Genomic DNA, 18786 nt, shown 5'->3' with positions numbered 1-18786 from the left:
AGAACATGGCGGTCGTCGCCATCGTGGGCGTGTGCGCGGTGCTGCTGGTGCTGGCGTTCCTGCTGCCGAGGCTGTCGCGGCATCCGCAGCGGGGGACCCAGCGGGCGCTGGGGTTCGGATCGCGGGCGGGGTCCTCGGCGCCGGGTCCGCTCGGGCGCCTGCTGAGCAAGCCGTTCCGGTCCTCGTCGCGGGCCGTCGGCCGCAGCGGGGCCGCGGGGCGCCGGGCCCGGTTCCGCTCACCGTTCTGACCACCGACACCGACGACGCGGGAGGACGCATGACGTCGATCACCCTGGACGGGGCCGCGCCGGGCGGCGCCGGGGAGCCGGGCGCCAAGGCGGTGCGACTGCGGCGGCGGCTGGAGCGGCTGCTCGGGGTCGCCGCGACCGAGGGCAACGCGGTGGAGCCGCTGCGCAACGGCGACGAGATCTTCCCCGCGATGCTGGACGCCATCGCGTCCGCCGAGCACACCGTCGACATGATGACGTACGTGTACTGGCGGGGCGACATCGCGAGCCGGTTCGCCCGCGCGCTGGCGGACCGCGCCCGCGCGGGCGTGCGGGTGCGGCTGCTGCTGGACGGCTTCGGCAGCCACCCGATCGAGAAGGAGCTGCTGGACGCGATGGACGCGGCGGGGGTGACGGTCGCCTGGTTCCGGAGGCCGCCGTACCTGTCGCCGTTCAAGCAGAACCACCGGTGCCACCGCAAGGTCCTGATCGTGGACGAGCACACGGCGTTCACCGGCGGGGTGGGCATCGCCGACGAGTGGAAGGGCGACGCCCGCGACAGCGGCGAGTGGCGCGACACCCACGTGCGGGTGCGCGGCCCCGCCGTGGACGGCATCGCCGCGGGGTTCGCGCAGAACTGGGCCGAGTGCCACGACGAGCTGTTCGACGAGCGCGACCGGTTCCGCCCGCACGAACCCGCGGGGGACGCGGTCGTCCAGGTGGTGCGGGGCTCGGCCAGCATGGGGTGGCAGGACATGCAGACCCTGATCCGGGTGGTGCTGGAGTCGGCGCAGCACCGGCTGCGGCTGGCGACGGCCTACTTCGCGCCGGACGACTACTTCACCGACCTGCTGTGCCGGACGGCGCGCCGCGGCGTGGCGGTCGAGATCCTGCTGCCCGGGCGGCACGCCGACAAGCGGGTCAGCAGGCTCGCGGGGCAGCGGCACTACGACGAGCTGCTGGACGCGGGGGTGCGGATCGCGCAGTTCCGGCCGTCCATGCTGCACACGAAGATCATCACGATGGACGGGACGGCGTCGCTGATCGGCTCGACGAACATCAACCGGCGGTCCCTCGACCACGACGAGGAGATCATGCTCGCCGTCATCGACCGGGAGGTGACCGCGCAGCTGGACGAGCACTTCACCCGGGACCTGGCGGTCAGCGATCCCGTCGAGCCGGGGCGCTGGCGGCGGCGGGGGGTCGTGCACCGCGCGATGGAGGCGTCGGTCGTCCCCATCCGCCGCTTCCTGTGAGCCGCCGGGCCCGCGGCGCCGGCCGCGGGCCCGGGGCGGTCAGCAGTCGGAGGGCGGGGCGTCGCCGCGGCGCAGGCTCTCGACGTACCGCAGGCCGTCGGCGAACGACGCGTCGAGCAGCGCGCGGTGGTCGGCGCCCTCGTACTCGCGGTAGGCGACGGCGTCGCGGCGCTCGCAGAGGTCGCCGAGCAGCAGCTTCGTCGCCTCCGGTGAGACGAGCGTGTCGGCGGTGCCCTGCTGGACGAGCGCGGGCACGCGCAGGGTCAGGCCCGTGGGCTCCTGCGAGCGCAGGTACGCGACGAGCGGCCCCAGGTCGGCGTCGGGCCGGAAGACCTTCGTGGGGTCGAAGCCCTCGGCCATCTTCCGGAGCCCGAAGGTGCACGCGGACGTCCGGGCGGCCTGGAGCATCGGGAGGGCCTCGTCGGTCAGCAGGTCGTCCGGGACGATCGCCGGGTCGGCCGCTTCGGCGCCGGTGAGCAGGACGAACAGGAACGGCATCGCCGCCTGGGCGCCCGGGAGCCCGGACCGCACGTACTCGGGGGTCGCGCTGGTCTGCGAGCCGGGCGCGAGGACGAGCGCGCCCCGCAGGCGCACGTCGCGGGGCGTCTGCCGGGCGGCGGCCGTGAACAGGGCCGCGTGGCCGCCCTGGCTGTGCCCGGCGACGTACCAGTTCCGGCCGATGCGGCGGTCGAGGCCGCGGGCGGCGCGGACGATGTCGACGACGGCGTTCGCCTCGCTGCGGCCGTGCATGTACGGGTGCCCGCCGGGGGTGCCGAGGCCCTCGTAGTCGGTCTGCACGACCGCGTACCCCTGCGCGACCCACCGGTCGAGGTACCGCTCGGTGACCGCGAGGTAGTCGTGCGCGGGGCCGTCCGCGGTGTCGGCGGAGGGGGCGCAGACGTCGGCGGTGCCGGTCGTGCCGTGCGCCCAGCTCAGCACGGGCCAGCCGCCGCGCGGCGGCGTCCCCCGGGGGATCGCGACGGTGCCGGTCACGGTGACCGGCCGGCCGTCGGCGCCCTCGGACGTGTAGGCGACCGTGCGGTTGGCGGCGGCGCTCGGCAGCGCCGCCGTCCCCGCGACGGGCCCCGCGGACAGGAGGCGTCCGCGGTGGCCGGGCGGGACGTCCGCCTGCGCGGGCACGGCGGCGCCGAAGGTCGCGGCGGCCACGGCGGCGCCCGCGGCGGCGGCGAGCGCGGCCCGCGTCCTGATCGATGTCATGTTCACTTCTCCTCGGATGCCATGTGCCGCACGGCCCGGTACGCGAACGCCATTCCGGTGCCGATGGGGACGCCCGGCCCCGGGTAGACGGGGCCGGTGAAGGACGCGGTGGTGTTGCCCGCCGCGTAGAGGCCGGGGATCGGACGGCCGGACGCGTCGAGCACGCGGGCGTCGGGGTCGATGCGGAGCCCGCCCTTGGTGCCGAGGTCGCTGACCACCATCCGGGCCGCGTAGTAGGGGCCCTGGTCGACGGCGACGAGGCCGTGCCCGCCGCCGGTGAAGTATCGGTCGTAGCGGTCCTCGCCGCGGTGGAAGTCCGCGTCGGCGCCCGCGGCGGCGAAGCCGTTGAACCGTTCGACGGTCGCGGCGAGGGCCGGGCCGGGCACGCCGATCTCCGCGGCGAGCCCGGCCAGCGTGTCGGCCCGCGCCCAGGCGCCGGCGGCCAGGTGGGCGTCGGGGTCGGCGGCGGGGATCGTGATGGCGGGCGCCCCCTTCGTCTTCGCGTCGAAGACCAGGTGCAGGGGCCCCTGCGCGGCGGCCATCGCGCGGCCCATGCGGTCGTAGGGGAGCGACTCGTTGGCGAACCGGCGGCCCGTCCCGTCGACGATGAGGCCGCCGCGGAAGCCGAGGGTGAACGCGGCGCGGCCGTCCGGGCCGAGGAGGCCGGGGCAGAACCACGCCTCGTCCAGGTTGCCGGTCGCGGCCCCGGCGGCGACGGCCGCCGCGATCGCGTCGCCGGTGTTCGCGCCGTCCGGCGCCATCGTCCACTCCGCCGACCCGGCCACCTTCCGCTCGGCGCGCAGCTCGGCGGACGACTCGAACCCGCCCGCGGCGAGCAGCACCCCGTGCCGGGCCCGCAACCGTACCGGCCCGTCCGGGGTGTCGGCCTCGACCCCGACGACCCGCCCGTCCGCCGTGACCAGGGAGGTCAGTGCCGTGCGGGTGCGGACGTCGCCGCGCCCGGTGCCGGTGAACGCCAGCAGCAGCCGCCCGATCAGCGCGCGGCCCTGCGCCAGCGGGACGGACGGGTCGTGCCCCAGTCCGGCGCGGTCCCGGTCGACCGGCGGGCGGACGAGGGCCGCGAGGTCGCCGAGCCGTTCGGCGGGCAGCGGCAGCGGGACGAACGACCGGCCCCGCGCGGTGCGGCCCGGGGCGTCGTAGTACTCGGGGAACGCCTGCCACTCGAACTCGACGGCGGGGTCGCTCTCCAGGAACTCGACGACCTGCGGCGCGGTCTCGAGGAACGCCTCGCGCAGCGCGGCGGGACCGTCCCCGAGCAGCGCCGTCAGGTAGGCGCGGGCCGACTCGGTGGAGTCGTCGTCGATCCCTGCGCGCCGCTGCACCCGGGTGCCGGGCAGCCAGATCGACGCGCCCGCGTAGGCGGTGGTCCCGCCCAGCAGCGCCGTCTTCTCCAGGACGGCGGTGCGCCGCCCGCCCGCCGCGGCGGCGAGCGCCCCGGCCAGCGCGCCCGCACCCGACCCGGCCACCACCACGTCGTACTCGTCCGTCCATTCGCCCACGTGACGTCCCCTTCGCGATCTCGGCGCGGCAAACGTAAGCGCGGTGCGGCCGTGCGGGCCCCCGCGTCCCACTGAGCGGTATCGGTGTGCGGCGGACCGTTCCGGGCGGCTAGATATTGTCGTGTCAGGACGGAGCCGGAGGGGGAGATCGTGGCGAGGATCGCGTCGGCGCGGCTGTCGGCCGAGCCCAGCTCGCCGGAGCAGCACGACCGGCGGCAGCGCATCCTGCGCGCCGCCATGCGCATCGGCGGCGAGAAGCCCCTCGAACGCGTCCAGATGCACGAGGTCGCCAAGGCCGCCGGGGTGGCCATCGGCACGCTCTACCGGTACTTCCCCTCGAAGGTGCACCTGTTCACCGCGGTGATGGCCGCGCAGGTGGACCGGTTCGGGGAGGGCGTCGGCCCGCCGCCGCCCGGCACCGACCCGGAGGACGCGGTCGCCGACCTGCTCGTCGCCGCGAGCCGCACGCTGATGGCGCAGCCGCTGCTGTCGGCGTCGATGCTGCACGCCGCGAACAGCGCGAACGTCGCGACCGTCGTCGACACCGCCAAGATCGACACCACGTTCCAGGAGATCGTGCTGCTGGCCATCGGCATCGAGGTGCCGACGGCGCAGGACGTCCGGCTCGTGCGGCTGCTCATGCAGTGCTGGTACGGGGTGCTGCAGATGAGCCTGAACGGGCGCGCGTCCATGGCGGACGTGGAGAGCGACATCCGGATGGCGTGCCGGCTGCTGCTCGCGCCCCGCTCCAACGCGTCCGGCTGACGCGGGTTCCGGTGGCCGGGATCGCACCGGCCGTCCCGTCCGGGCCGTCGCTACCGTGCGGTCATGAAGCGCTATGACGGTGTGAAAGTGCTGCTCACCGGGGCCGCGTCGGGCATCGGGCGGGCCACCGCGGACCGCCTCGCGAGCGAGGGCGCCGCCCTCTACGCGGTGGACCTGTCCGCGGACGGCCTCGCCGAGACGGCCGCCGCGATCACCGGCCCGGGGACGATCGCGACGCGCGTCGCCGACGTCACCGACGAGCCCGCGGTGGTCGACGCCGTCCGGGACGCGGCCGCGGTGCTCGGCGGCATCGACGTGCTGGTGAACGTCGCGGGGATCCACAAGACCACGCCGCTCGGCAGCCTGACCGTCGCCGACCTCACCCGCCTGTTCCAGGTGAACCTGGTCGGCACCGCGCTGTTCTGCCGCGAGGCCGCGCCGCACCTGCCGGACGGGACGGGCGCGATCGTCAACGTCGCGTCCCTGTCGGCGGTGCAGGGCAACCCGTACATGTCGGCGTACTCGGCGTCGAAGGGGGCGGTGATCTCGTTCTCGCTGAGCCTCGCCGCCGAGCTGAGCCCGCGCCGCGTCCGGGTGCTGTCGGTCTCGCCGGGCGGCACCGACACCCCGCTGACCCGGGCGCCCGACATGTTCCCCGCCGGGGTCGACCCGACGTACTTCGGGCGGCTCGCCGCCCCGTTCGGGCAGGCCCGCGCCGAGCAGATCGCGGCGGTGATCGCGTACGCGGGCTCGTCCGACGCCGCCTACCAGACCGGCGTCGACCTGCGGGTCGACGGCGGCTCCCACATGTGAAGGAGACCCATCTATGGCAGGGACCACGGGACGCACGGTCGCGGTGAGCGGCAGCGCCTCCGGCATCGGCAGAACCCTCGCGGAGCTGCTGCGCGACCGCGGCGACGAGGTCATCGGCGTCGACCTGCGCGACGCGGACGTCCGCGCCGACCTCGGCACGCCGGAGGGCCGGGCCGCCGCCGTCGCCGGCGTCCTCGACCGGTCGGGCGGGACGCTCGACGGCGTCGTGGCGTGCGCGGGCGTGTCCGGCCCGACGCCGCTCACCGTCGCGGTCAACCACTTCGGCGCCGTCGCCCTGCTGGCGGGGCTGCGGCCCGCGCTCGCCCGCGCCGGGCGGCCCCGCGCCGCCGCCGTCGGGTCGATCTCCGGGACGCAGCCGGTGGACGACGACGTCCTGCGGGCCTGCCTGGACGGCGACGAGCCCGCGGCGCTCGCGGCGGCGGAGGCGGCGGCCGGGCGCGGAGCGGGCAACCGGCTGTACCCGTCGTCGAAGGCGGCCCTGGCGCGGTGGCTGCGCGCGGCGTCGGTCTCGGCGGAGTGGGCGGGCGCGGGCATCCCGCTGAACGCGGTCGCGCCGGGCGTCGTCCGGACGCCGATGAGCGAGCCGCTGTTCGCCGACCCGAAGATGCGGGAGGCGATGGACCGGGCCGTCCCGATGCCGCTGAACGGGTACGCCGGCCCGGAGGTCGTCGCGGAGGCGCTCGCCTGGCTGATCTCCCCGGCGAACTCGCACATGGCGGGCCAGGTCGTCTACGTGGACGGCGGCGCGGAGGCGTCGCTGCGCGGGCCCGGGGCGTACTGACGGGCGGCCGGCCGCCCCCGTCCGCGCGCTGCGGGGGCGGCCGCCGGCCCGGGGGTCAGCGCGGCTGGTTGGTGCCCGTCGTGTCGAGCGCGGCGACGTCCCACGCGGCGTACGTGCGGCGCGGGTCGCGGTCGTCGAAGTACGGGGTGACCTGCGCGGCGAACTCCTCGGGGGAGAACACGCCGCTCTCGGCCGTGAACTTGCGCTCCACGGTCGGCGCCGCCATGAGCGCGACCATGTCGCCGTACACGACGAACACCTGGCCGCTGATCTTCTCGGCGGCGGGGGACGCGAGGTAGCCGACGAACGTCCCGACCCGCTCGGGCGCCATGGCGTCCACGCCGCCGGGGGCGGTGCCCTCGCCGAACGACGCCTCGGTCATCGCCGTGCGGGCGCGGGGGCAGATCGCGTTCGCCCGCACCCCGTACCGGGCGAGGCCCTGCGCCGTGGACAGGGTCAGCGCGACGATCCCGGCCTTCGCCGCCGAGTAGTTCGGCTGCCCGGCGGAACCGAACAGGAACGCCTCGGACGCCGTGTTGACCACCCGTCCGTACACCGGGCCGCCCGCGGCCTTGCTCGCGGCCCGCCAGTGCACGGCGGCGGCGCGGGACACGGCCGCGTGGCCCTTCAGGTGGACGCGGACCACGTCGTCCCAGTCGGACTCGGACAGGTTGAACAGCATCTTGTCGCGCAGGACGCCCGCGTTGTTGACGACGACGTCCAGGCTCCCGAACGTCTCCACGGCCGTCTGCACCAGCTTCTCGCCGAGCGTCCAGTCGCCGACGTCCCCGGCGACGGCGACGGCCTCGCCGCCCGCGTCGCGGATCTCGGCGGCGACGTCCTCGGCGGCCGGGCCGATGTCGTTGACGACGACGGCCGCGCCCTGCCCGGCCAGCGCGAGGGCCTCGCTGCGGCCCAGCCCGGCGCCCGCGCCGGTGACGACGGCGGTGCGCCCCGCCAGGGTGAGGTCAGCGTTCATCGGTGCTCCCGTCGGTGTTCGCGATGATCCGACGGAGGCTAGTACGAATTCTATTTTTGCGGCCGGTCCGATCCCGCTCAGCGGGCCGGTGACCCCCGCTCCGACCGCCGCGAACCACTCAGTGGGACTGATCTTGTCCGGTGGCGAGAATCAATTCTAACTTCGGTCCCATGACGCTTCAGCTGGCGACACTCTTCGAGACCGTGGCGGCGGCGGTCCCGGACCGCCTCGCCCTCGTGTGCGGCGACCACCGGGCCACGTTCGCGGAGCTCGACCGCCGCGCCGACGCGCAGGCCGCACGGCTGCGGGCGTCCGGCATCGGGCCCGGCGAGCACGTCGGCCTGCACCTGACCAACGGCCCCGAGTACGTCGAGGCGCTGCTGGCGTGCGTGAAGGCCCGCGCCGTCCCGGTCAACATCAACTTCCGCTACACCGACCGGGAGCTGCACCACCTGTACACCGACGCGGGCCTCGCCGCCCTGTTCGTCGGCGCGGAGTTCGCGCCCGCCGCCGCCCGCGTCGCCGCCGACTGCCCCGCGCTCCGCCTCGCGATCGTCATCGGCGACGGCGACGGCGACGGCCCGGCCGAGAAGGAGCCCTGGCCGGACCGCATCGCCGTCGCCGCCTACCCGGACGTCCCGGACGGCGCCGCCGCGCCGCGCGACGGCCGCTCGCCCGACGACCGGTTCATCATCTACACCGGCGGCACCACCGGCCTGCCCAAGGGCGTCGTCTGGCGGCACGAGGACTTCTACATGGCCGCGCTGCGCGGCGGGAACCACTACGGCGAGCCGCACCGCAGCGCCGAGGCGCTCGCCGCCGCCGCCGAGTCCGGCTTCCCCCTCACCTACCTGGTCACCGCGCCGCTCATGCACGGCGCCGCGACCTACAACCTGCTGAGCGCGCTGCTCACCGGCTCCCCGACCGTGCTGATGCGCCGCTTCGAGCCCGTCGAGGCGCTCCGGCTCATCGAGCGCGAGAAGCCGCTGATCGTCATGGTCGTCGGCGACGCCATCGCCCGCCCGCTCGCCGACGCGATCCGCGCGCACGGCGCCGCGTACGACCTGTCGTCGGTCAAGGTGCTCGGCTCCGGCGGCGCGATCCTGTCCCGCAGCGTGCAGGAGGAGTTCGCCGAGCTGATCCCGGACCTGCACGTCAACAACGGGTTCGGCGCCTCCGAGTCGGGCGTGGACGGCACCATCGCGGTCGGCGCCGACGGCCTCATGCGGCTGTCGCCGAACCCCCGCGTCACCGTCGTCGACGCGGCGCTGCGCCCGATCCCGCCCGGATCGGACGAACCCGGCTACATCGCGCGCAGCGGGCACGTCCCGCTCGGCTACCACAACGACCCCGAGAAGACCGCCGCCACGTTCCCCGTCATCGACGGCGTCCGCTGGTCGGTCCTCGGCGACATGGCCCGCGTCGAGGCCGACGGCACCGTCGTCGTCCTCGGCCGCGGCTCCGGCTGCATCAACACCGGCGGCGAGAAGGTCTTCCCCGAAGAGGTCGAGCAGGCCCTCAAGGCCCACCCCGCGGTGATGGACGCGCTGGTCGCGGGCGTCCCCGACGAGCGGTTCGGCGAGCGCGTCGCCGCCGTCGTGGAGGCCCGCCCCGGCACCGCCCCGACCGCCGACGAACTCCGCGCGCACTGCCGCGGCCACCTCGCCGGCTACAAGATCCCGGCACTGATCACGTTCACCGGCGCGGTGATGCGCTCGCCCAGCGGCAAGGCCGACTACCGCTGGGCCAAGCGCGTCCTGACCGGGCAGGAAGGAACCCCCCATGCCTGAAGCCGTCATCGTCGACGCCGCCCGCACCCCGGTCGGCAAGCGGCACGGCGCCCTGTCGGGCCTGCACCCGGCGCAGCTCCTCGGCGCCACCCAGAAGGGCCTCCTCGACCGGCTCGGCGTCGACCCGGCCACGGTCGGGCAGGTCGTCGGCGGCTGCGTCACCCAGGCGGGCGAGCAGGCGAACAACGTCACCCGCAACGCCTGGCTGTACGCGGGCCTCCCGTACACGACCGCCTGCACCAGCATCGACTGCGCGTGCGGCTCGTCCCAGCAGGCCGTCCACCTCGTCGCCGGGCTGATCGCCGCGGGAACGATCCACACCGGCGTCGGCTGCGGCGTCGAGGCCATGAGCCGCGTCTTCCTCGGCCAGGCCCTCACCCCCGAGACCGGCAGCCCCATGCCGGACGGCTGGGACTTCGACTACCCCGACCAGTTCACCGCCGCCGAACGCATCGCGAAGAACCGGGGCATCACCCGCGCGGACGCCGACGCGCTCGGCCTCGACTCCCAGCGGAAGGCGGCCCGCGCCTGGGCCGAGGACCGCTTCGCGGGCCAGATCATCGAGGTCGAAGCGCCCGTCATGTCCAAGGAGGGCCCGACCGGCGAGACCGCGGTCGTCACCCGCGACCAGGGCCTCCGCGAGACGTCCCCGGAGAAACTCGCCGCCCTCAACCCGGTCATCCCGGACGGCGTCCACACCGCGGGCAACTCCTCGCAGATCAGCGACGGCGCCGCCGCCGTCCTGCTGATGTCCCGCGAGCGCGCCGCCGAACTCGGGCTGCGGCCCCGCGCCCGCATCGTCGCGTCCACCATGGTCGGCTCCGACCCGCACTACCACCTCGACGGCCCCATCGACTCGACCCGCGACGTCCTCGACCGCGCCGGCATGAAGCTGTCCGACATCGACCTCGTCGAGATCAACGAGGCGTTCGCGTCCGTCGTCCTGTCCTGGGCGGGCGTCCTCGGCGCCGACATGGACAAGGTCAACGTCAACGGCGGCGCCATCGCCCTCGGCCACGCCGTCGGCTCCACCGGCGCCCGGCTGATCACCCAGGCGGTCAACGAGCTGGAGCGCGCCGACCGCACCACCGCCCTCGTCACCATGTGCGCGGGCGGCGCGCACTCCACCGCCACCATCATCGAACGGATCTGAGCATGACCATCGGACTGACCGAGGAGCACCGCGACCTCCGCGACGCCGTCCGCGCCTTCACGGCCCGCCAGGTGACGCAGGCCGCCGTGCGCGCCGCCGTGGACGCCGACCGCGAGAAGCTCCCGCCGTTCTGGGACGACCTCGCCGCCCAGGGCCTCCTCGGCCTGCACCTCCCCGAGGACGCCGGCGGCGCCGGGTACGGGCTGCTCGAACTCGCCGTCGCCCTCGAGGAGCTCGGCCGCGCGATGACCCCCGGGCCGTTCCTCCCGACCGTCCTCGCGAGCGCCGTCCTGCACCGCGCGGGGCACCGCGACCACCTCGCGGGACTCGCGTCCGGCGCGGCGCTCGGCGCCGTCGGCCTCCGCCCCGGCGGCCTCGAACTGCGCGCCGACGGAACGCTCCACGGGACGTCCGAGCCGATCATGGGCGCGCACCTCGCCGACGTCCTCGTCGTCCCCGCCCGCGCCGGCGACCGGACGGCGTGGGTCGTCCTGTCCGGCGCGCCCGCCGAGGAGCTCCCGAGCCACGACCTGACCCGCCGCCTCGGCCGCCTGCACGCCGACGGCGCCGTCCCGGACGCGACGCTCGACCTCGGCACCCGCACCGTGCTCGACCTCGCGGCCGTCCTGTTCGCCGCCGAGTCCTCCGGCCTCGCCGACCGGGCGACCGCGACCGCCGCCGAGTACGCGAAGGTCCGCGAGCAGTTCGGCCGTCCGATCGGCCAGTTCCAGGGCGTCAAGCACCGCTGCGCCCGCATGCTCGCGCACGCCGAGCAGGCCCGCGCCTGCGCGTGGGACGCCGCCCGCGCCCACGACACCGCCGACCCCCGCGAGGCGTCCCTCGCCGCCGCCGTCGCCGGCGCGACCGCCCCGCACGCCGCCTTCACCACCGCGAAGGACTGCATCCAGACGCTCGGCGGCATCGGCTTCACGTGGGAGCACGACGCGAGCCTGTACCTGCGCCGCGCGCAGACCCTCCGCGTCCTCCTCGGCTCCACGGGCGACTGGCGCCGCCGCGTCGCGCGCCTCACCCTCGACGGCGTCCGCCGCGAGCTGTCCGTCGAGCTCCCGCCCGAGGCCGACGCGATCCGCACCGACGTCCGCGCCGAACTCGACCCCGCGCGGGCCCTCACCGGCAAGGAGCGCATCGACTACCTCGCCGACCGCGGCTACACGTCCCCGCACCTCCCGGCCCCCTGGGGCAAGGGCGCCGACGCCGTCACCCAGCTCGTCATCGCCGAGGAGATGCGCGCCGCCGGCCTGCGCGCCCACGACATGATCATCGGCAACTGGGTGGTGCCGACGCTCATCGCGCACGGCTCGCCCGCCCAGCACGAGCGCTTCCTGCCGCCGTCCCTGCGCGGCGACCTCCGCTGGTGCCAGCTGTTCAGCGAGCCCGGCGCGGGCTCCGACCTCGCCGCGCTGAGCACCCGCGCCGAGAAGGTCGACGGCGGCTGGAAGATCAGCGGGCAGAAGGTGTGGACGTCCATGGCCCGCGAGGCCGACTGGGGCATCCTGCTCGCCCGCACCGACGCGTCCGTCCCCAAGCACAAGGGCCTGTCGTACTTCCTCCTCGACATGAAGGCGCCCGGCATCGACATCCGCCCCCTCCGGGAGCTGACCGGCGACACCCTGTTCAACGAGGTGTTCCTCGACGGCGTGTTCATCCCGGACGACCTGCTCGTCGGGCGCCCCGGCGACGGCTGGAAGCTCGCCCGCACCACCCTCGCGAACGAGCGGGTGTCGCTGTCCAACGACTCGTCCCTCGGCAGCGGCGGCGAGGCCCTCCTCAAGCTCGTCCGGACGGACGACGACGAGCGCCTCGCCACCCTCGGCGGCATCCTCTGCGACGCCCAGTCGAGCAGCCTGTTCGGCCTCCGCACCACCCTGCGCTCGCTCGCCGGCGGGCAGCCGGGCGCCGAGTCGTCCATCGGCAAGCTCATCGGCGTCGAGCACATCCAGCAGGTGTGGGAGACGGCCGTCGACTGGATCGGCCCCGGCGCCCTCACCGGCGAGGGCCCCGGCGGCATGCAGGACCCCACGTGGATGTTCCTGAACTCCCGCAACATGTCGATCGCCGGAGGCACCACGGACGTCCAGCTGAACATCATCGGCGAGCGCATCCTCGGCCTGCCCCGCGACCCGCAGCCGACCGGGAGGCCCGCGTGACGATCGACCTCCAGGCGTCCCCCCGCCGCAGCGGCGTCGACGCCGCCTCCGCCGCCGCCCGCCGCGTCATCGCCGCGCTCGTCCGCGCCGGGGACATCTCCACCGCCGACATGGCCGACGTCGCCGACCGCCTCAACGCCGTCGCCGACGACCTCGAAGCCGCCGCGCCCGCCCTGCACGACCGCCTCGTCGACATGTGGCGGGGCGACGGCAACACCCGCCACGACCCGGCCACCGGCCCCGAGAACCCCATCGCCCCGCCGCTGGAGTACACGGGCACCCCGGACGGCGGCATCGAGGCCGAGACCACCCTCGACCTCCCGTACCAGGGGCCGCCGTCGAGCGTCCACGGCGGCGTCTCGTCCCTCCTGCTCGACCACACCCTCGGCGTCGCGAACGGCTGGGCGGGGGCGTCCGGCATGACCGCCGAACTCACCCTCCGCTACCACCGCCTGACGCCCCTCTTCGAACCCCTGACCGTCTCCGCCCGCCAGGTGTCCGTGGACGGCCGCAAGATCCGCACGGTCGGCGCCATCCGCCACAACGGCCGCGACTGCGTCACCGCCGAGGGCCTGTTCATCGCCACATACCCGCCCCGCCCCCGCTGACCGGAGGGGGCGTCACCCGCCGGGCTTGCGGGCCTCGACCAGGACGCGCGTGGAATGGGCGACGAACGGCCCGCCCGCGCGGATCCCCGCGTCGAGGTCCCGCAGCCGCTCCCGGTACTTCTCGACCGTGAACCCCGGAACCGTCCACACGACCTTCCGCAGGAAGTGGACGACCGCCCCCACGTCGAAGAACTCCATCCGGAGCCGCTCCATCCGCATCTCGACCACCTCGAGCCCCGCCGCCTCGGCGTCGGCCCGCTCCACGTCCGGATGCCGCCTGTGCTTCGCGTCCGGCTGCGGGCCGAGGAAGTACTCGACGAGCTCCCACACCGTCCCGGGCCCGACGTGCTGCGCGAAGTACGTCCCGCCGGGCCGGAGCACCCGCGCGATCTCGCCCCACCACACCGTCGCCGGATGCCTGCTGGTCACCAGGTCGAACGCCCCGTCGGCGAACGGCAGCGGCGGCTCGTCCGGGTCCGCCACCACGACGACCCCGCGCGGATGCAGCAGCCGCGTCGCCTTCGCGACGTTCGGCGGCCACCCCTCCGTGGCCACCATCGTCCGCGGGAACGCCTCGGCCCCCGCGAGCACCTCGCCCCCGCCCGTCTGGACGTCCAGGGCGGCCCCGGCCTCCCGCAACCGCCGGCTCATCGACCGCTGGTAACCCCACGACGGCCGCTCCTCGGTGGCCCGCCCCTCGAACCACGAGAAGTCCCACCCCTCGACGGGCGCCGCCTCGGCCTCCGCGACCAGATCATCGAAATCGCGCACCCGCCCATCATCCCCACGGGCGCAACCGATTTACGGGCACCCGGCGGCGACCCTCGCCCAGACCCACTTGCCGGACGGCCCGGTCCTACGGACCCCGCACTCCGCCGCCACCGCCCGCACCAGATGCAGCCCGCGCCCCCCTTCCTCGTGCCCGCTCTCCAGCGCCGGGAGGCCGGGCATCTGGCGCTTGATCGGGCGGCGTTCGCCGACCTGCTCTCCCGAGTGAAGCGGGGCGAACTCGGGGGGTGACGGGTGGGTCAGTCGGCGGAGCCGGTCAGGTGGCGGCCCAGGAATGGGAGTTGGCGGGGGAGCATTTTGCGGCGGAACGCCGCGTCGTGGCAGCCCGCGTAGATCCCGCCTTCTGGGTCCTCGCCCGCATCGCGCAGGGACGCGAGGAGTCGCTCGGTCGGGTCGGCGAAGGAGTCGTGGCTGCCGCACGCGGCCCACACCGGGATGCCGGTCAGCCGCCGGGCGTAGGCTCGGGCCTTCGCGTCGTCGATGGCGGGTGACGTCGCCACGACCGCGGCCACTCGCGCGCGTTGCTCCGCCGCCAGGCGCAGGGCGCCGTCTCCGCCCATCGACCAGCCGAGCAGGCCGAAGCGTCCGGTCTCCAACCCCTGGTCGGCCAGGAACGGGAGCAGGTGGTCGGTGACGAGGCCGTCGCGGTACCAGTGGTCCACGGACGCCACGGCGAACGGCGGCGTGCCCTGGGCCACCGCGTCGGCCAGGTAGTTCTGGATCGCGTACATGTCAAAGGGCGTGCGCGCGTTTCCGCCGCCGCCGTGCAGCAGGACGGCGACCGGCAGCCGGGAGCCGGGCCGGGCGCCGGGCGGACGGCCGATCACTGCGCGCACGGACTCGCCGCCCAAGCGCAGAGTGTGCTCCTGCACCGGTCCGGTCGGCACCGCCGGGGGAGCGGGCATCTCGCCGCAGCGGCCCAGGGCCCGTGCCGCGCGTTCCTTGCCGGGCAGGACGCCCGCCTCCACCAGCGCGGCGGCACCGCCTCCGGCCGCCAGCACGCCCGCCGCGGCCAGGAAACCCCGCCGCGATATGCCGCTCATGCCCTCGCCCCCATGCCCCGAAAGTAGCCAATTTCGTGATCTAGCACCGGAGAACCCTGTTTCTGGACGCGCAGGGCGGTCGACTCGAACGCTCGCGGGTCGGGCCTGCGCGAGGTCTTTGCGCATCACCGTGCAGACCGTCTCGTACCGGCGGATCGACCCGTCGGGTGCCGGTTCGTCCCAGGACTCGGGGCGGCGGTCGAACGCGGCCCCGAGCGCTCGTACAGCGCTCGCGCGCGGGGGTCGCTCTCCTCCACGCTGAGCTCCGCCCGCCGGAGCCAGGGGGCCGATTCTCTCCCCGGGCGCGATGAGTTCGGAACGGGGTACGGGTCTGTTCGGACGAGCGATGCGACAGAGACAACGGAGGACACGATGACCGACGACCTGCCCGGGCGTCCGCCCGTCGTCGACATGGACACCTGGCGCGCGGCCCGGGACGAGCTGCTGGTCCGCGAGAAGGCCCACACGCGCGAGGGTGACGCGATCGCCGCGGCGCGGCGCCGGCTGCCGATGGTGGAGTTCGACGGGACGGTCGAGATCGTCGGGCCCGACGGTCCGGTGCCGTTCGTCGACCTGTTCCAGGGCCGCGAGGAACTCGTCGTCTACAAGCACATGTGGTACGACGACGCGCCGCCGCAGGGCCAGTGCGAGGGCTGCACCACCACGGTGTGGCACATGAAGGACGCCGTCTACCTCAATGCCCGCGGCGTCTCGTACGCCGTGCTGACGACGGGCGAGTGGGACGAGGTGGACGCCTACGTCGACTTCATGGGCTACACCGAGCCCTGGTACTCGGTGCGCGGTGTGGACGAGCCGGTCGGCGGCGCGATGGGGTACGCGACCAGTTTCCTGCGCGACGGTGAGCGCACGTTCCTCACCTACTCCACGACGGGCCGAGGCACGGAGCCGGTCAACGGCTCCATGGCCCTGCTCGACATGACGCCCTACGGCCGCGGCGAGGCGTGGCAGGACAATCCGGAGGGCTGGCCCGAGGGCGACGTCCCGTGCTGGTACTGGCGCTCGGACGCGGACGGCAATGCCACCTGGGGCCCGACGAGCCGCCCGGTACCGCAGTGGACGCGCCCCGGCGCGGGGCCCGTCGACACCCTCGGCCGCCACGGCCCGTACCACTGATCTCGCGGCCCGCTGTGGTCGGGTGGCGGCGTGTCCTGTTCGCGACGCCGTCACCCCCACAATGCGGGCTTCGCGCGGGGGACGGGCGTGCTCGGCGGGGTGGACGCTGACGGTGTTCGGGCTGACCGGAGTGTGACGGGAGTGTTATTGGCGATCCGCCAATAAGGTCTTCCCCGGGGTGGGGGCGGTGTGCGATGCTGCGCCCGTAAGTGGTCAGTTACCACAGCGGGAGGCCGCCATGGAGGACGGACCGGGCGTGCGGCGCCGGAGGTTCCTCGGCTATCTGGTCACGGCGCCGACGCTGGCGGTGGCCGTGCAGTGGACGGGGGGTCCGGCGGCGGCGAGCCCGACGCCGCCGCAGCCGGAGGAGATCTTCGACGTCGGCGACCTGGTGAAGCTCGCGTCGGCGCCGACGTCCGGGCTGGTCGCCGTCCAGGTGGGCGAGGACGGGACGGCCGCGTTCGCGCTGCCGCGCGCGGAGGTGGGGCAGGGGATCACCACGGCCGTCGCGATGCTGATCGCCGAGGAGATGGACCTGCCGCTGGACAAGGTGCGGGTGTCGCTGTCGGACGCGCGGCCCGAGCTGCTGTTCAACCAGTTCACCGGCGGTTCCACGTCGATGCGGTCGCTGTACGGGCCGGTGCGGACGGCGGCGGCCATCGCGCGGGAGCGGCTGGTGGCGACCGCCGCGCGGGCCTGGAACGTGGATGCCGGCAAGCTGACGACCGAGGACGGCGCGGTGGTCGGGGGCGGGCGGCGCGCGACCTACGGGTCGCTCGCGAAGGCCGCGGCGGTGACCCGCACGACCCGGGTGTCGGCGACGCCGAAGAAGGCGGCGGAGTTCGCGGTCGTGGGGAAGCCGACGACGCGGGTGGACGCCCTCGACGCCGTCACGGGCCGCAAGCGGTTCGCCATGGACCTGGACGTTCCGGACGCGCTGCCCACGATGGTGCGGCGCCCGCCGACGATCGACGGGACGGTCGCGTCGGTGGGCAACGCCGCCGAGGTGGCGGCGATGCCGGGGATCACCGACGTCGCGGTGCTGAAGCACGGCGTGGCGGTGCGGGGACGGACGTTCGGCCAGTGCATCGACGCGCTCCGGGCGCTGGAGGTGTCGTGGCGTCCGGGTCCGGTGGCGGGGGAGTCGGACGACACGGTCCTGGCGAAGCTGAAGAGAGCGGTGCCGCGGGTGGGCGGGGCGCCGCTGTTCAGCCGGACGGTCGACGCCGAGTTCGCGTTCATGTTCGCGAGCAACTCGCCGCTGGAGCCGGACGCCGCGGTCGCGGACGTCCGGTCGGGGAGCGCGGAGGTCTGGGCGAGCCTGAAGGTCCCGGGCGACGCGCAGGCGGAGATCGCGAAGCGGCTGGGCCTGCGGGTGTCCCAGGTGAAGGTGCACGTGGTGGAGGGCGGCGGGTCGTTCGGGCGGCACCTGCATCCGGACGCGGCGGTCGAGGCCGCGGAGATCTCGAAGAAGATGGGCAAGCCGGTCAAGCTGTCGTGGTCGCGGACGGACAGCGTCCGGCAGGGGCGCGTGCATCCGATGTCGGTCTCCCGGGTGCGCGCCGCCTACCGGGGCGGGGACGTCGTGTCCTACGAGCAGCGGCACGTCAGCACCGAGACCAGCTTCAGCCACGGCTTCGGCGACATGATCAGCGCGAACGCGGCCGACATCCCGGTCCTGGTGAACGACGCCGTCGCCCAGGTCTTCTTCCACCTGAGCCAGTCGTCGCCGTACCGGTTCGGGCCGACCAAGCAGACGCTGACCGAGATCCCGCTGAAGTTCAAGACCGGCAGCATGCGCAACGTGTACTCGCCGAACGTCGTGTGCGCGCGGGAACTCGTCGTCGACCGGCTCGCCGCCGAGATGGGCAAGGACCCGGTCGCGTTCCGCCGCGCCTTCCTGGACGACGGGAAGCTGCGGGCCGTCCTGGACCGGGCGGCGTCCGAAGGCGACTGGGGGCGGTCGCTGCCCGCGGGGGTCGCGCAGGGCGTCGCGCTCGCCGGCGAGTACCGGTCGGCGTGCGCGGTGCTCGTCGAGATCGACTGCCGCCCCGAGACCGTGAACCGCCCGATCCGCAACGGCGTCACCGGCCCGCGCGTGACGCGCGCGCTGGTCGTGGTGGACGTGGGCCTGCCGATCAACCCGCGCGGCCTGGACGCGCAGATGATCGGCGGCCTCAACGACGGCATCGCGATGGCGCTGACGTCCAGCCTCCACATGAGGGACGGCGTCCCGCTGGAAGGCAGCTGGGACAACTACTTCTACACGCGGCAGTGGAACACCCCGCCGGAGACGCGCGTGATCGTCATGCCGCCGAGCGAGGACGAGCCGGGCGGCGCGGGCGAGCTGGCGGTGGCGCCCGCCCTCGCGGCCGTGGCGTGCGCCTACGCCCGCGCGACCGGGACGATGCCGACCCGGTTCCCCATCAACCACGACACGCTCGCCTTCGAGCCCCTCCCGTTGCAGCCGTCCACACCGCAGTCCCCGGTCGACGGCCTGGACCGCGCGTTCTAAGGAGCC

Annotated in this window: 16 protein-coding genes; 11 read left to right on the top strand and 5 right to left on the bottom strand. The window is 74.8% G+C overall.

The window, feature by feature from the left end; translation table 11 throughout:
- Window positions 1-5: 5 nt before the first annotated feature.
- On the top strand, window positions 6-248 hold the full coding sequence (locus H505_RS0104045) for a DUF6411 family protein (protein ID WP_026400947.1): 243 nt from the start codon (window positions 6-8) through the stop codon (window positions 246-248).
- Between the two features lie 29 nt (window positions 249-277).
- Entirely contained in the window at window positions 278-1483 is a 1206-nt protein-coding gene (locus H505_RS0104040; RefSeq protein WP_051300184.1) for a phospholipase D-like domain-containing protein, read from the top strand.
- 39 nt (window positions 1484-1522) lie between these two features.
- On the opposite strand, the gene H505_RS0104035 is transcribed toward H505_RS0104040, so the two are convergent.
- Together H505_RS0104035 and H505_RS0104030 are read right to left on the bottom strand one after the other, a co-directional pair.
- Window positions 1523-2701: an alpha/beta hydrolase family protein gene (locus H505_RS0104035; RefSeq protein WP_026400945.1), complete on the bottom strand. Its 1179-nt coding sequence runs from the start codon at window positions 2699-2701 to the stop codon at window positions 1523-1525.
- A gap of 2 nt (window positions 2702-2703) precedes the next feature.
- A complete protein-coding gene (locus H505_RS0104030; RefSeq protein ID WP_026400944.1) occupies window positions 2704-4221 on the bottom strand; it encodes an FAD-binding protein in 1518 nt (505 codons plus the stop codon).
- A 150-nt stretch (window positions 4222-4371) separates the two neighbouring features.
- Between H505_RS0104030 and H505_RS0104025 the strand changes: the two genes are divergently transcribed.
- From H505_RS0104025 to H505_RS0104015, 3 genes are all read left to right on the top strand, one after another.
- Complete coding sequence (locus tag H505_RS0104025) at window positions 4372-4986, top strand: TetR/AcrR family transcriptional regulator (RefSeq protein ID WP_026400943.1); 615 nt, start codon at window positions 4372-4374, stop codon at window positions 4984-4986.
- A 63-nt stretch (window positions 4987-5049) separates the two neighbouring features.
- Window positions 5050-5799: an SDR family NAD(P)-dependent oxidoreductase gene (locus H505_RS0104020; protein ID WP_026400942.1), complete on the top strand. Its 750-nt coding sequence runs from the start codon at window positions 5050-5052 to the stop codon at window positions 5797-5799.
- 13 nt (window positions 5800-5812) lie between these two features.
- A complete protein-coding gene (locus H505_RS0104015; protein WP_026400941.1) occupies window positions 5813-6601 on the top strand; it encodes an SDR family oxidoreductase in 789 nt (262 codons plus the stop codon).
- Window positions 6602-6656: 55 nt separating this feature from the next.
- Here the strand turns inward: H505_RS0104015 and H505_RS0104010 are convergent, their stop codons facing one another.
- Window positions 6657-7580 (bottom strand): 3-oxoacyl-ACP reductase, encoded by a 924-nt coding sequence (locus H505_RS0104010; RefSeq protein ID WP_026400940.1) that lies wholly within the window; start codon window positions 7578-7580, stop codon window positions 6657-6659.
- A gap of 170 nt (window positions 7581-7750) precedes the next feature.
- Here H505_RS0104010 and H505_RS0104005 point away from each other — a divergent pair, with 170 nt between their 5' ends.
- Genes H505_RS0104005 through H505_RS0103990 form a run of 4 tightly spaced genes read left to right on the top strand, consistent with a single transcriptional unit; the run spans window position 7751 to window position 13299 of the window.
- Window positions 7751-9370: an acyl-CoA synthetase gene (locus H505_RS0104005; protein WP_026400939.1), complete on the top strand. Its 1620-nt coding sequence runs from the start codon at window positions 7751-7753 to the stop codon at window positions 9368-9370.
- A complete protein-coding gene (locus tag H505_RS0104000) occupies window positions 9363-10523 on the top strand; it encodes a steroid 3-ketoacyl-CoA thiolase (protein WP_026400938.1) in 1161 nt (386 codons plus the stop codon). The genes H505_RS0104005 and H505_RS0104000 overlap by 8 nt, the downstream gene beginning before the upstream one ends.
- 2 nt (window positions 10524-10525) lie before the next feature.
- On the top strand, window positions 10526-12691 hold the full coding sequence (locus tag H505_RS0103995; RefSeq protein WP_026400937.1) for an acyl-CoA dehydrogenase family protein: 2166 nt from the start codon (window positions 10526-10528) through the stop codon (window positions 12689-12691).
- Window positions 12688-13299 (top strand): PaaI family thioesterase, encoded by a 612-nt coding sequence (locus tag H505_RS0103990; protein WP_051300181.1) that lies wholly within the window; start codon window positions 12688-12690, stop codon window positions 13297-13299. The genes H505_RS0103995 and H505_RS0103990 overlap by 4 nt, the downstream gene beginning before the upstream one ends.
- A gap of 12 nt (window positions 13300-13311) precedes the next feature.
- Here the strand turns inward: H505_RS0103990 and H505_RS0103985 are convergent, their stop codons facing one another.
- Together H505_RS0103985 and H505_RS47275 are read right to left on the bottom strand one after the other, a co-directional pair.
- The gene (locus H505_RS0103985) at window positions 13312-14070 is read right to left on the bottom strand and encodes a class I SAM-dependent methyltransferase (RefSeq protein ID WP_034516530.1); all 759 of its coding nucleotides are present in this window, start codon (window positions 14068-14070) and stop codon (window positions 13312-13314) included.
- 257 nt (window positions 14071-14327) lie between these two features.
- A complete protein-coding gene (locus tag H505_RS47275) occupies window positions 14328-15131 on the bottom strand; it encodes an alpha/beta hydrolase (protein WP_051300179.1) in 804 nt (267 codons plus the stop codon).
- Between the two features lie 372 nt (window positions 15132-15503).
- Between H505_RS47275 and H505_RS0103970 the strand changes: the two genes are divergently transcribed.
- Together H505_RS0103970 and H505_RS0103965 are read left to right on the top strand one after the other, a co-directional pair.
- Window positions 15504-16265, top strand: a complete 762-nt coding sequence (locus H505_RS0103970) for a DUF899 family protein (RefSeq protein WP_026400934.1) — start codon at window positions 15504-15506, stop codon at window positions 16263-16265.
- A 238-nt stretch (window positions 16266-16503) separates the two neighbouring features.
- Entirely contained in the window at window positions 16504-18780 is a 2277-nt protein-coding gene (locus tag H505_RS0103965) for a molybdopterin cofactor-binding domain-containing protein (RefSeq protein ID WP_026400933.1), read from the top strand.
- Window positions 18781-18786 lie beyond the last annotated feature (6 nt).

This window comes from Actinomadura rifamycini DSM 43936 (genome assembly GCF_000425065.1).
In the GTDB taxonomy this organism is placed as follows: Bacteria; Actinomycetota; Actinomycetes; order Streptosporangiales; family Streptosporangiaceae; genus Spirillospora; species Spirillospora rifamycini.
Note: the sequence above shows the minus strand (reverse complement) of the source record. Positions and strands in the feature narration are given on the sequence as shown.